We start from the raw sequence: 14,890 nt of genomic DNA on the forward strand, positions 1-14,890 counted from the left end.
GTTGGCGGCCACCGCCGATCGTCGCCTTGGCGACAAGGCGTGCGCAAAGCGACGAAGACGAACGTTACGCGGCTTGACCGGATGGCCGGTTTGAGATTGAGAGGAAGAGACGTGCAACCGTCGAGTGGGATCGTAGCGAATGAGGAAAGAGTGACCGGCAACATCGCGGCTGAGGTCATATTCGAACGAGACAGGCTGCTTGTATCGTCGGTTCTGCCGTCAGGTCATGTGCTGGAGGTCGGTTTTGCGGATTGGCTGTACAGCGCGCCGTCCGTTGACGGCCATGCGTCGATCCCGGTCGCCTATGCCGAATTATACGGTTTGGCGGCGCTTGATCCGAAACTGTGGGTGCGCAGCGATGATGGCGGTGATCGTCAGGAACTGAGCCTGCCGCTTCTGCTGCGGCAGGTCGATATCCGTACGAGCGCGGAATTCAGCGAGCGTGTTCAGTCGCTGCGCGATCGGATGACCGATAGCGAAGCCGTGCGCTTCGCCGCTCGCCGGCTGCTGATGACGCCGGATTCGCGGTTCGATGATCGGGCGGCGGCGATTTGCGCGATCGGCTATCGTATCGTCGAAGCACGCGACACCCAGGATAGCGATATAGATTTTTTGCGATCAGCCGCACGGGAAACGCTGGCAATGGCACCGCGCACCGAGCGTTACGCCCGCTGGATTACCTCGGTGACGATGGTGCTCACCTATGTAGCCATCTTGCTGCGTGATGCGGACGAGACCGAAGCGCAGCTTATCGAAACCTTGTCCTATCGGCCGTTCTTGCCGCAACTCTCCTTGCTCCATACGAATTTTTCGCGCTGCAATCTGTTGCTGTCGCTGATTCGTGCCGCGCGGCACGATACCGTCGGCGCTTATGCGGCGCTGGATGACATCGATCAGGTGTTCCGTATCGGCGTCAGGAGCTCGTGGATCGACGATAACGTCAGGGGCCGCAGCCAATATAGCGAGATTTTCGCGGTGATGAAGGTCGCCCAACTGGCCGACGATTTGAAGGCGGGGCTGGCGGTGGCCGCAGAGGAGGGGCGGATGGCGGAATTCGCCGCTTCGACAGCCCTGACGAGCATCTCTCCGATCGTCAAATCCTTGCAGGTGGATGGTCATTGGACGGCTGTCCTTGCCCAGATCAGTGCCTCGAAGTCGGCCACGAGCAATCGTCGCAAAGCCGAGGAAGCGGCGGCTATATCGGCCGCGCGACAAGGTCTGCCAGCGCCAGCACCGGAGGGCGATGATCTGTCGCGGCGGATAGAGACCTGGCTATCGAACGAGATAGGGCACGAATTCGCCGACGCCGTGACGGCGTTTCGGAAGGACGTGGCAGATGCGCTGTGCCGCGATGACATGTCCTTTGCCCAGCAGGCAGGCGTTCGCCTCGCGGGGCTATTTGCCCATGAAGCCGGTTTGCGGCAGCGGCTGATGGTCAGCTGGCCGACCTTGCGCATGCTGGGGGATGCGCGATTGCTGACAGGCTGCCTGATGGCGCTGGACGCGCCAGACGCGGCCTATCGCAGCCTTCGCGATCAGACGGCCTGGTGCAAACACGTGCTGGCGACCTATCCGGTATCGGGATCCGCCGACTATGATAATGCCGCCTTATTCGTGTTCACGGGGCAGCTTTCCTACCTCGTCGCAAACAGGTATCTTGTGCCTCAGCAACGGCATGTGGCGGATCGCAGCATTCCGCAGGATTTCGCAAAGACATTCAGGCGTGTTTTTAAAGATGAGCAATTGCAGGTGAAAGTCACGCATATCATCGAGACGTTGACCCCATGAAACCGCCGATCGCAGCGGCCTGCGACCTGGAGAAGAAATGAATGCACGCGATTGTCGTAATTCCCGCCCGATATCAGTCGACCCGACTGCCCGGGAAGCCGCTGATCGATATTGCCGGCGAAACGATGATCCGCCGAACATATCTTCGCGCGGTGGCGGCGGTGCCGGCCGAGCAGGTATACATCGCGACCGATGACGAGCGAATCGCACAGCACTGCCGGGATACCGGCATGCAATATGTGATGACCTCTTCCGATTGCCTGACCGGCACCGACCGGGTGGCGGAGGTTGCACGGCTCATTCCGGCGGATATCTATATTAACGTGCAGGGCGACGAGCCTTTGTGTAATCCGGCGGACATTCGCACCATTTTGGATGGCGCCCAGCAGCATCCCGGCAAGATCCTGAACGGGTATTGCCCGATCCTGGACGAGGAGGATTTCCGCAGTTCCGCGGTTCCCAAAACGATTTGCAGGCCCGATGGCCGGTTGATGTATATGTCGCGCGGCGCGGTGCCGACCAACAAGGCGCTCGGTTTCGTGTCTGCCTGGCGGCAGGTCTGCATCTATGCTTTTCCGCCCGAGGCTTTGGCGGCATTTTCGGCGCAGACGAGCAAGACTCCGATCGAAGCCATCGAGGATATCGAGATTTTGCGCTTTCTCGAACTCGGTTTCGACGTGCAAATGCTGGCAATGTCGACCGATTCGATTGCCGTCGATCATCCGCATGATGTCGAAAAAGTTCTGGCCGTGCTGGCGAGGCAGGGCTGATCGATTTTTCGCAGGGCTGGCGGCAGGTATCGCCTTGGTGTAGATAAAGGGTACGATTTCTGCCGTTTCAGGGGGCTGGCGGTCAGAAGCGAAAGGTCATGATGGTGAAGCCCTCAATATGAAGCCTTCGATCTTTGGCGCGCGCAGGCTCGGTTTCGGCGTCGACGCGGTGAAAGCGCCGGCGGCGGTCACCGACGCAAAGGGCTATTATCTCGCGCAACTGGCGAAGAGTTCGGCGTTCGATGCTTCGGACCTACTGACGACCGATGCGGCGATGGATCTGTTCGTCGCGCGGGCCGCCGTACTGAAATCGGGCGGCGATAAGGCGGCGCTGGCGAAGTTTCCCACGACGGGACAATTGCTGGAACGCGATCTGGAGCTGCGGCTCGGCCGCATCGTCGCCGGCGATCGACCGCTGATCGAGCGTCTCGCGCTGTACTGGCTCAACCATTTTACGGCGGCGCTCGCGGAGCAGCCACTGGGCTATTTCCTCAGTTCATTCGAACGCGAAGCGATCCGCCCGCATATGCTTGGCCGTTTCGCCGACCTGTTGATCGCCGCGACGATGCACCCGGCGATGCTGGCCTATCTCAACAACCGCAATTCGATCGGCCCCCACACGGCGCGGGGGGTGCGTGGGCGAAAGGGGCTGAATGAAAATCACGCCCGCGAGGTGCTGGAACTCCACTCGCTCGGCGTCAACGGCGGCTATACGCAGGCCGATATCATCGAACTGGCGAAGGCGATGACCGGGTGGACGATCAACATCGATCCGAAGCGCGAAGCGACCGCCGGCCAGCGCCGCGCCTTCGATCCGTCGATCCACGAGCCCGGTGTTCGGACGGTGATGGGCCGCCGCTATTCCGACACGGGCCGTGAGCAGGCCATCGATATTCTGCGCGATGTCGCCATGCACCCTGCTACGGCTCGCTATGTCACGCACCATATGGTCGCCCATTTTGTCGGCGACAGCGCGCCGCCCGATCTCGAAGCCCGTCTTGCCAGGATCTTTCTCGATACCGGTGGCGATCTCATAAAGGTGGTGAGCGCGTTGGTGAGCGACGACGCCTTATGGTCGCTACCGTCGGCCAAGATACGGCCGCCGATCGAGTTTATGGCCGCATCGGCACAATTGCTCGGTTCGGTTCCGATGAATCCAAAGCCGCTGATATCCTTGAAGATAATGGGGCAGCCCTATCTGGATGCGGCGGCTCCTAACGGCTGGCCGGAGGGCGACGAGGCCTGGGCTGCCCCCGACGCCTGGAAATCGCGGCTCGACTGGGCCGCGCAGGTGAGTTCGCATGTCGAGCGCCCGATGGCACCTGCCGAACTGATCGATCGGGCGTTTGGGGAAGCGCCATCCGCGGAAACGCGTGCTGCGGTAATGGGCGGTGCAACGGCTGCCCAAAGCCTGACCCTGTTGATGCTCAGTCCTGAATTCCAGCGGAGGTAGCTGTCATGCCCGATCGGACAACGCCACGTCATCTGCTGCGCCGTCGCGACATATTGGGGGCAACGGGAGCGCTGGTGGCATTCGCCCACAGTCCCGGCTTTGCCGCGATGCGGAGCCGCGACCCAAGGCTGATGGTGATTTTCCTGCGCGGCGGGCTGGACGGGTTGGCCGCCGTTCCGCCGGTCGGTGACCCGGCATATGTCGGCGCCCGCGGCGCGCCCGCCGGTCCGGCAGCGGCGGCGCTGCTTGCGCTTGACGACATGTTCCGGTTGCATGGATCGATGCCGCGATTGGGCAAGCTGTTTCACGACAGGCAGGCGCTGATTTTCCATGCGATTGCCTCTCCTTATCGCGACCGTTCGCATTTCAGCGCGCAGGACGTGATGGAGACGGGTGTCTGGCCGTCCAGCATCGGCCATCCCGGGGGGTGGCTGAACCGGGCGATGCAGGCCTTGCCTGCGGGGGCACCGGTTGCGATGCGACCGGCATTGGCCATCGCCCCTACGATTCCGCTGATGATGCAGGGTCGCGCACCGGTTGAGACCTTCCAGCAGCAGCGCCTGGCCTATGCCGATGATGATACCATCGCACGGCTGATGAGTCTCTACGAAGCGCGCGACAAGGCACTGGCGAACGCCCTGAAAGAAGGTGTCGACCTCGACAGGCTGACGCGCGGCGTGGCGCCGGGCCAGTCGATGAAGATGAAGGGCCGGCCCGACTTCGCAAGCGATGCGGCCACGGCCGCCAAGCTGCTGGCGCGCGCCGATGGACCCAGAATCGGTATGATGAACCTGCTCGGCTGGGATACCCATACGGTCGAGGATAACCGTCTTGACCGCCAGCTGGCTTCGCTCGACGATGCCATCGGGGCATTGCGCGACGGGCTTGGTACGGCCTGGGCCGATACGGTCGTCATGATCATCACCGAGTTCGGGCGCACCGTCCGATATAATGGCAATGGCGGGTGCGATCATGGCAATGGCACCGTGGCCTTCCTGCTGGGTGGCGCCGTAAAAGGGGGGCGGGTCATCGCAGATTGGCCCGGCCTTGGGCCCGGTCACCTGCTAGATGGGCGCGATCTGATGCCGACAACGGATATCAGAGCGCTTTTCAAGGGTGTGCTGGCCGATCATCTGGGTGTCGGCGAAGCCACTCTTGCTAACGACATTTTTCCCGACACGGCCGGGATCAGGCCAATGAAGGATCTGATCGCCTGACCGACAGTTTGCAGGCAGATCGCCAACGGCGTCTTTCGTCCTGATCGCCTTTCGCCGAAAGGCAATCGCGCGCCAGACCCTGCGAATTCCGTTGCGCTTGATGGTGCCGTTGTCAAGCAAACGCCCGCCCTGGCTCCGATTGGACCAAGGGCACGCCCAGAATCCGCGCTATCCGCGAGATTGCGAGACTTCTCAGAAACACCGGATTTTGCGCCGCCGCTCGATCCAGTCGAGCCCAAAGTCCGTATAACTTCAGAAGGTGAATGGTAAACAATACCTATTCAATCTCAAATAGGAAATATCACTCAGTCAAGCTCGAATTAATCATGAATCGTGCTTAAAGTATTACTCTCCGAAATTGAATTTTCGCGTCTGCAAAAACTGACACGACGACGCGCTTCTGCAGCGGATTCGGTCCATCCGAATCGCATGTTGGCGAAACATCAGCGGCCATAGACTCCAGCGAATCGCGGAGCCGAAAAACATCGTAAATCCGCCAAAAGGGCTGTTCCCAACATGCTGCAACCCGTCCCATCCCGGGGCAAATCGGCATTGCATTGCAGCAGAATTTCGCTTGAGAATGACAAAAGTTCCTCGGTAGGATCTTCTAACCAATTGGAATTCAGTCATATTGTTCGATTTTCCGACGGGCGGAAGTTTTTTCCGCTGCGGAACAAAATCACATTGCCGAGAAGTTAACGGGCTGTTAACAAGTACCCAACGGGAAAAAACTAACAGGCGCGGATGGCTGTTACGGTTCGACCTCCAGAGGTTGATCGCCCGTTGTGTGTGTAGTTCAGTTGGGGTGTGCGTGATGGCGGCGGCAAAAGGTAAGAAGCTTCGGGGCGTATTGCGTCTTCGGGGTGGCCAGGTAGATCTGGCTATCGGCGTTCTCGCCGCAGCTCTGCTGGAGGTGCGGTCCGCGAGCGCGGAAGACATCAAGTTCGATGGCCTCTCCCGGCTGGGCGACCCCAAGCTTGCCGATCAGGTAAATGGGCTTCTGCGCGAGGCTGTCGCCACCAACGATATCAAGACGATGTCGTTGGAAGAGCTTAAGACGCTTCTCAGTCCAGAGCATCTCGCGGATCTTGGTATCGACGCCAAGGAATTCGCCGAACTTCTCCAGCATGACCCCAAAGCCGCCATCGCCAAGCTCGAGGCGGCGTTTGCGCACAAGTTGCACCTGGCATCATTCGAATCGGCTCACAAGGCGGTTGCGACATTCGCTGCCGATGATGCTGGTGGCGGCAGCGCTGCGGCTGGTGCTGGTAGCGAGTCGATGCTCACGCCGGCGCTCATCATCGGCGGCGTTATCGCTGGTGGCGTGGGTGTTGGTTTCCTGGTCGGAAACAGCGGGGGTGGCAGTTCGAGCGGAAGCCAGGGTGGCCAGTCGGTCAATTCGCCGCCGCTTGCCATCACCGAAACCGTTACGACGAACGAAGATACGCCGATCACCTTCGATCCGCGCACCAACGATACCGACGCCAATGGCGACGCGCTGACGATCACGGCGATCAACGGTACGGCGATCACGGCGACCACGCCGGTAACTGTCGCTGGCGTCGGCTCTTTTGCGCTGAACGCGAACGGTACACTGACTTTCACGCCGGCTGCGAACTTCAATGGTTCGCCGACCTTCACCTATACCGTTGCCGACCCGAGCGGTGCGACCTCCACGGTTACCGATACGGTGAACGTTACGGCGGTCAACGATGCGCCGGTCGCGGTCAACGACGCGGTGACGACGGCGGAAGACACGCCGATCACTTTCGATCCGCGGACCAATGATACCGATGTTGATGGTCCGTCGAAGATCATCACGCAGATCAATGGCACAGCGATCACCGCGACCGCGCCCGTCACCGTAACGGGTGGTGTCGTTTCGCTGAATGCCAACGGCACGCTGACGTTCACGCCGAATGCCAACTTCAACGGCACGCCCACTTTTACCTATACATTGTCGGATGGTGCTGGCGGTACGAGCACGGCCACCGTCAATCTCACGATAACTCCGGTCAATGACGCGCCGGTCAACGCTGTTCCGGCCTCGATCAGCGGGTCGCAGAGCGCGACGATCGCGATCAAGGGCATCACTGTCAGCGATGTCGACTCGACGTCGCTCACCACGACGTTGCATGTCAGTGCGGGCCTGCTGACCTACGTAACCGTTGCGGGCGGAGCTACCGTTACCGGCAGCGGCACCGATACATTGGTCTTCAGCGGCACGGCTGCGCAGATCAATGCGGCCTTGAATTCGATCAACTTCAATGGCGGCCCGGCCCTGTTCGGCACGCAGACGCTGACCGTCACGACCAGTGATGGTCTGCTGACCGACACCGATACGATCAACCTGACGATCGGCCAGGTAGCAACGCAGACGATCGCGTTGTCGGACGGTTATATCGAAGGCGCGACCGTCTTCATCGACGTCAATGGCGACGGCATTTACGAGGATGGCGAGCCCAAGGGCTTCAGCGACGGCACCGGCCACTATGTGATCGTCGGCAACGGTACTGGGACACTGATCGCCTTTGGTGGTACCAACCTCGATACAGGCCTGCCCAACAATCTCGTCCTGATGGCGCCTGCGGGTGCGAGCGCGGTTAACCCGCTGACAACGGTTCTTACCGCGTTGATCTCGGGTGGCATGAGTTCGGCCGACGCGATGGCCGCGCTGATTAAGTCGCTCGGCCTGCCGCCGGGCACGGATCTGCTCCATCTTGATATTCTGTCGCCCGATACCGATCCGGCACTGCAGTTGGCCGCGCAGAAGGCTGCGGTCGAAATTGCATTGACCCTTGATGCGGTTGTGAAAGGCGGTGGTGACCAGGGCGCATTGCTGGCGAAGCTGGCGAACGCTTATTCCAGCGGCGACCCGGTCGATCTCACCAACCCGGACACCTTGTCTTCGCTTTTTGCGGGTGTTGGCCTTTCCGACGCGGATATCAGCAAGATTGCGCTCCAGACAGCTTCGTCCAACCATTCGGTGGATGTCGCGACGTCGCTGGGAGATGTGTCGCAGGCGCAGGGCGATGCCGGCGATCCGAACCATGATTTCGCGCCGGTTGCTGCCGATGATACGGTGGCGACCGCAGAAGACACGCCGATCACCTTCGATCCGCGTGCGAACGATGCCGACCCGGAGGGCAAGTCCCTCACCATCACAGCAATCAACGGCACCGCGATTGACTTCACCCATCCGGTTACCGTTCCGGGCGGCGTGATCTCGCTGAACGCCGACGGTTCACTGACCTATACGCCGACGGCGAATTTTAACGGTAGCCTGCCCGCGATCGCCTATACGGTGGTCGATCCGGCGGGTAACGCGACCGATGGCTCGATAACGCTTACGGTTGCGCCGGTTAATGACGCGCCTGTGGCTAATGCCGATGCTGCTTCGGCAGCGTTCCAGGCGCCGGTGACGATCGACGTCCTTGCCAATGACACGGATGTCGACGGTGACAAACTGACCATTTTCACGGTCAATAACACCGCGATTTCGGTTGGCCATCCGGTGTCTGTAACGGGTGGCAGTGTCAGCCTTGTTGACGGCAAGCTGGTGTTCACGCCGTCGTTCACCTTTGTTGGAACTTCCAGTTTCACCTATTCCGCTTCGGACGGGACGGCGACGGCCTCAGGGCAAGTTTCGGTTTCGGTGGCCCCAAGCACGGGGACTCTCGGTGTCAGCGCGGCGACCATCGCAACGGTGGTTGTGAATGCGTCGGCTCTTGCTGCAGACGGGGTTCAGCACCTCGATGTCATCGGTACCGATCCCAATGGCGATCCGCTGACAATCACCGATGCGCAGGCGAGTGCGCTTGCCAATGCCGGCATTGATTTCGTCGTCAGCGACGACATCACCGTTGAAGAAACCTCTCAAAAGGCCTCAGTGACGCTGAAGCAGCTCGAGGGGCTGAATGTCGACAACGTCGCCGTCAAAGCGGTTGGCGGCGTTTCGATTGACGCCGGTTCAGGCGGTTTGGGTGGACTGACTGCCGGATCGCTGCCGACCTTCACGGGGGCAACAGGCGAGGCGGTCGATGTAACGCTGAACATCGGCTCGGGGACGCTCGATCCGGCGCTGAATCTTGGGACTTTGGTTCCGGCGCTGGGTGCTGCGGGAATTGATCATGTCAACGTCACGGGCGATGGGCATCTTTCGGTTTCGTTGGATCAGGCGGAGTCCTTCGTAGGATCTGGGGTCGATTTCGTTGCCGGCAACGATATCACGCTCAACGTCGCCTCAGGCCAGATCGGCGTCGTAACCGGAAGTGCAAGCGGCCTGGGCACCGCGCATATCGATCATATCGATGTTACCGACAATAGTGTGACGATCGACGATGGTCAGGCGACGTCGCTGATCAATGCCGGCCTCGATTTCGTAACCTCGGACAATGTGACGGTCGAGGTCGCGGGTACGCACACGTCGACGACCTTGAAGGGCCTGCAGGATCTTCACGTTGACAATGTCGCGGTCAAGGCGGTTGGCGGTCTTAGCATCGATGCCGGCTCGGGTGGCCTTGGCGGTCTCAGCGCAGGTGGGGTGCCACAGTTCGTAACGGATGGCGGTGCGACCGCGCATGTTACGCTTGATATCGCATCGGGAACCCTGGGTTCTGACGTAAGTCTTGGTGATCTGGCGCCTGCTTTGCATAGCGCCGGTATCGATCATATCGACGTGACCGGAAGCGGTGACTTCACGCTGAGCGCGGGCCAGGCTCTGGATATTGCCCATGCCGGCGTCGATTTCGTCGCCAGCGATAATATCACGATCACGACGGGTGCCGATCAGATCGCTGCCGTCGTCGGCGGTGCTTCCGCACTTGGTGCGGCGCATATCGATCATATCGACGTCACCGGTGATCATATCACGCTTGACGATAGTCAGGCTTCCTCGCTGGTCTCTGCGGGCCTCGACTTCGTGACCGGCGACGATGTTACGGTGAGCGTAGACGGCACTCATCTTTCGACCAGCCTGAAGGGCCTTCAGGATCTGCATGTCGACAGCGTCGCTGTCAAAAATGTCAGCTTCGTTTCGATCGATGCCGGCAGCGGTCCGCTATCGGCAGACAATCTTCCTTCCTTCACGATCGCCCAGTCGGATGCGGCGCTTGATGTCACGCTCACCATCAATGACGGTACGTTGCCAGCGTCGACGGATATTTTCCACCTGGCGCCGGCGCTTGGCGCAGCAGGCATCGACCACATTGGGGTGTCGGGCGATGGCCATCTGACTCTGAGCGCGGAGCAGGCGCTTGATTTCGTCCATTCCGGCGTCGACTTCGCATCGGCGGCCGACATTACGGTGTCGCTGACGGCGGCCAATCTGCCTGCGGCGATCGGTAGTGCCGGTGAACTTGCGTCGCTCAATGTCGACCATCTCGATGTCTCCGGCCACGTCGTTCTTGACGATACGCAGGCGGCTACGCTGATCGGCGACGGGCTCGATTTCGCGACGGCCGACGATATTACCGTACAGGCGCATGGTACGCACCTTTCGACTTCGCTGGGTGGCCTGCAAGCGCTTCATGTCGATACGGTGGTGGGCGATGGTATTCACAATATCATCAAGCTGGATGCAGGCGACTTTTCGCTCGACAGTGCCCTGCCGCAATTCGCCAGCGGTCTCGATGTCACGCTGGATACGCACAGCACGGATTTCCTCAACGGGGACATCGCTTCGCTGACCGACTCGGCGAACAAGCTGCTGGCCGCTGGTATCGATCATATCGGGATCGAGCAGCCGCTCGACACGCTTACGGCCGATCAGCTGGCCACCATCGCGCAGATCCAGCACGATACGGGCTTGAATTTCGTCTATGATCCTACACCGGCGGCGGCGACACCGGACTTCGGTTCGCTGGTGTCCTTGCTTGAAGGTGTCCAGCCTGTTGAACCGACCGTTGCTGGTGTGGTCGCGGTATCGGATGCCGCTACTGCGTCGCTCATCCAGTCGGGTGCGCTGCAGTCCTTCCTGGGCGAAACCCTGGTGGTCGATGCAACCGACTCGGGCGACAAGATGCTCACGTCGCTGAAATCGCTGGGCGATCTCGGGGTCGATAGTGTTCTTCTCCCGCATGGCGATGCTCCGGTCTATGTCGATCTCGGCTTCGGCACGGCGACGCCGACCACGGCAGAACTCACGCAGTTGCTGAACACGGTCGATCCGGCCGGCGCGCATGAGCCACTCTTCTCGGGTGCCACACATGTCGGCCTCGTCGTTGATCAGGCTTCACTTGATGCGCTCGCGGGCGTTAGCGGTTCGTTGACACATTTGGCTGATCTCGGGTTTACCGAGATTGACGTGCTCGATGGCACCAAGGTTCCGGACGCACTGGCCAACGATCCGCACGTCGAGATCAAGATTATCGGCCCGGATGGCGATACGGCGGAACTTTACGATCACTTGCATCATCAATAAGTGATATATTCACCGGTGACCGATATGTGGTCACCGGTGAATCGTAGGGAGTATCGTGTATGGCGGCGTCGGCAGAACGAGGCCTGGCCGTGGAATCGCCGGTAGGCAAACTGCTCGATCAGTGCAGGTATTCCTTTTACCTTGCTTTCTGGATGTCTGCGGCTCTTCAGTTTCTGAAGCTCTCACCCATGCTCTATATGCTGAGCATCTATGATCGTGTGATCAACACGCGAAGCGGCATCACGCTCGTTTCGATGACCGTCTTGATGATGGGCATTTATGTTTTCTGGCAGTCGATCGACTGGTTGCGGACGCGTCTGCTCATTCGTGTATCGATGCGAATCGATTGGGACCTTGCACCGGAAGTTTTCGATGCTTCGTTCAGGCGGCATGTGAAGCGGCAAAATGTCAATGTCGCCCAGATGATGAACGATCTGGTCTCCATTCGACAGATGCTTACCGGTCCGGCCCTGCTGGCGCTGATGGATGCGCCTTTTGCGGTGCTGTTCATCATCGTCGGCTACATTTTCCATCCGTTCCTTGCGGTGTTCATCACCGTAGCTTCGGTTTTGATGACGTTCTCCGCGTATATGGCGCAGCGCATCTCATCGCCGATCCTCAAAGCCGCAAATGATGAAAGCGCAGAAGCCCAGCGTGTCGCGCAGGCGAGCCTGCGGCACGCCGAGGCGTCTCTGGCCTTGGGGATGATGCCGGCGATCCGCCGCACCTGGTATGCGCGCCACAAGCAGTTCCTCGAATATACGGTGAACGCCACCGAGGCGAGCGGCTTCGTCGGAGGTTTGTCCAAGTTTCTCAGCCGGGCTTTGCCTTCACTCCAGATCGGTCTGGGTGCGTGGTTGGCGATCGAGGGTGAGATTACGGGTGGCATGGTCGTCGCCGGCAGTATGCTGATTACGCGCGCTGTATCCCCTATTCAGGCATTGCTGCATCAGGCGGGTTCCATTGTTAACGCGCGGGTCGCCTATGCGCGTATTAACAAGCTCCTGTCCGAAGACCGGAAGATGGCCGCGAAAATGTCCCTGCCTGCTCCCAAGGGCAAGCTGGATGTATTGGCCGCTATCGGTGTCCCACCGGGGTCCAATCGGGCCGTCGTTCAGGATATCAGCTTTTCGGTCGAGCCTGGCCAGGCGGTTGCGATCATCGGCCCGAGCGCCTCGGGCAAGACATCGCTGACTCGCATGCTGGTGGGTGTATGGGCCCCGGCGCGTGGCTCGGTTCGACTGGATGGGGTCGAGATTTCCGAGTGGAATCACGATGAACTCGGCCCCCACATCGGATATGTGCCCCAGAGTGTCAGTTTTTTTGAAGGAACGATTGCCCAGAATATTGCGCGCTTGGGTGAGGTCGATCCTGTCAAGGTTGTAGAGGCCGCGACCTTGATCGGGATGCATGAGAGCATCCTTAGTCTTCCCGAGGGCTATGATACGATGCTGGGCGAAAGCGGGTTCGCGCTGTCGGGCGGCCAGAAGCAGCGTATCGGGATCGCCAGAGCCTTTTATGGCGATCCGAAATATATTGTCATGGACGAGCCCAATGCCAGCCTCGATGACGTAGGTGAGAATTTCCTGATCGAGGCGATTTCTACCCTCAAGGAGCGAGGCGTGACATTCGTCGTCACCACGCACCGGCCGCGCGTCGTGAGCGTGGCAGACAATCTGCTGGTTCTGCGCGCTGGCCGACAGGTCGGTTACGGGCCTGCAAGTGAAATGATCAACGCCCTGCGTAACCTGCAGTCGGGAGGGGACGCTGTCCCGTCACCGGATAAGGCCGTCGCGAGCGGCAATGTTACGAATTTGGCGGGGCGCTGAACATGGCTCAAGAGCTCGACTCCCTTCAGCCCGTTACGCCTTCCAAAGGCGTGCTGGCGCTTGTGCGGCGTGCAGATCATCGATTCGATCAGTGGATTCAGGGCTGGAATCCGTATCGACCGGAACGGCTGATGTCGCGCGACATCGAACCGATGCGGATCGACGAACAAGTCGTCAAAGTGAAGGTCACGCGTTTCATCATGATCGCGGCAACGCTGTTTTTCATCTGGGCCTGCGTTGCCCCGCTTGATGGTGGCGTGACGATGCAGGGCAATGTGACCGTTGCTGGCTATCGCAAGGCGATTCAATCGGCTTCGGGCGGCGTGGTGCAGGCGATTCTGATCCACGAAGGTGAGAAGGTGAAGGCGGGCCAGGTGCTGATCCGGGTCAATCCGCTCACCGCCGATGCCAATCTGGCCGGTGCGGAATCCGATTATGTCGACGTGCTGGTGCGCGAGTCGCGTCTCAGGGCATTGAGTACGGGGGCATCCTCGATCAGTTGGGCGCCAGAACTCGAGCAGTTTGGCCATAATCGGCAGATCGAGGATGCCAAGGCATTTCAGGTCCGCCTGTTCAATGCGCGGCGAAATGTTCAGGCGCAGCAGATCGCCGGGTTGCGCGAACAGTCGGCCGGTTTGAATGCGGCGATCGTGTCGCATCAGGTGCAGTTGCGCACCCTAGGGCAGGAGCTCGATAACACGCGACGCTTGGCGAAGGATGGTTTTGTGCCACAGGCACAGGTGAACCAGACGGAGCGGACGAAGGCGGATCAGGATGCTGCCATGGCGAGCACGCGGTCGCAGATTGGAAGCATTCAGGCCCAGATTGCAGGCCTTGATGCCGCTTTTGCCAAAGAGATCAGTGACGAGGCGGCCACGGTCCAGAAATCGCGCGAGGCGGCGGTGGCCAAATTGCAGGCGGCTAAGTTCGACCAGTCAAATACAGCCCTGCGCGCGCCCGTTGACGGTACGATCGTCAACCTTCAGGTCTATACTGTCGGTGGAGTGATTGGTGCCGGCACTGTCCTGGCCGAGATAGTGCCATCGCACGGTAAGCTTGTGGTGGAGACGCAGGTGCCGTCGAAGTCGATCGATAAGGTCAAGGTGGGCTTGCCCGTGAGTTTGCGTTTCAGCGCGTTCAATACGTCGACCACACCGATGGTGGATGGCCGGGTGCTCAACGTCGGCGTGGATCGCCTGAAATCGGTGCCCGGGCAGGAACCCAAACCAGGGCAGGATGATTTCTACCTCGCTCAAATCGAGACAACGGAAGAGGGTGCCAAGAAAATTGCGGATCTGAAGGTTCAGACCGGAATGCCCGTCGATGTGATCGTGAAGACGGGTGAGCGTACGTTCATGAGCTATCTTTTGAAGCCATTGACGGATAAATTCGCATTGGCGTTCAAATAAGGG

7 protein-coding genes are annotated in these 14,890 nt (G+C 59.9%); all 7 read left to right on the top strand.

Annotated features, from left to right (window positions below; genetic code table 11):
- Positions 1-150 precede the first annotated feature (150 nt).
- The 7 genes from BLS13_RS16475 to BLS13_RS16505 all read left to right on the top strand — a co-directional run bounded on the left by BLS13_RS16475 (position 151) and on the right by BLS13_RS16505 (position 14,887).
- Positions 151-1,788 carry a hypothetical protein gene (locus tag BLS13_RS16475; RefSeq protein WP_093453757.1) on the top strand — a complete coding sequence of 546 codons (1,638 nt, stop codon included), beginning with the start codon at positions 151-153 and terminating at the stop codon, positions 1,786-1,788.
- A 41-nt stretch (positions 1,789-1,829) separates the two neighbouring features.
- On the top strand, positions 1,830-2,558 hold the full coding sequence (locus BLS13_RS16480) for a 3-deoxy-manno-octulosonate cytidylyltransferase (RefSeq protein WP_093453759.1): 729 nt from the start codon (positions 1,830-1,832) through the stop codon (positions 2,556-2,558).
- 118 nt (positions 2,559-2,676) lie between these two features.
- Entirely contained in the window at positions 2,677-4,011 is a 1,335-nt protein-coding gene (locus BLS13_RS16485) for a DUF1800 domain-containing protein (protein WP_093453760.1), read from the top strand.
- Between the two features lie 5 nt (positions 4,012-4,016).
- On the top strand, positions 4,017-5,228 hold the full coding sequence (locus BLS13_RS16490; protein WP_093453762.1) for a DUF1501 domain-containing protein: 1,212 nt from the start codon (positions 4,017-4,019) through the stop codon (positions 5,226-5,228).
- An 814-nt stretch (positions 5,229-6,042) separates the two neighbouring features.
- On the top strand, positions 6,043-11,649 hold the full coding sequence (locus tag BLS13_RS16495) for a beta strand repeat-containing protein (protein ID WP_093453763.1): 5,607 nt from the start codon (positions 6,043-6,045) through the stop codon (positions 11,647-11,649).
- Between the two features lie 59 nt (positions 11,650-11,708).
- Positions 11,709-13,478 carry a type I secretion system permease/ATPase gene (locus BLS13_RS16500; RefSeq protein WP_093453765.1) on the top strand — a complete coding sequence of 590 codons (1,770 nt, stop codon included), beginning with the start codon at positions 11,709-11,711 and terminating at the stop codon, positions 13,476-13,478.
- A gap of 2 nt (positions 13,479-13,480) precedes the next feature.
- Positions 13,481-14,887 carry an HlyD family type I secretion periplasmic adaptor subunit gene (locus tag BLS13_RS16505; protein ID WP_093453766.1) on the top strand — a complete coding sequence of 469 codons (1,407 nt, stop codon included), beginning with the start codon at positions 13,481-13,483 and terminating at the stop codon, positions 14,885-14,887.
- Positions 14,888-14,890 lie beyond the last annotated feature (3 nt).

Source organism: Sphingomonas sp. YR710, assembly GCF_900101455.1.
Classification (GTDB): domain Bacteria; phylum Pseudomonadota; class Alphaproteobacteria; order Sphingomonadales; family Sphingomonadaceae; genus Rhizorhabdus.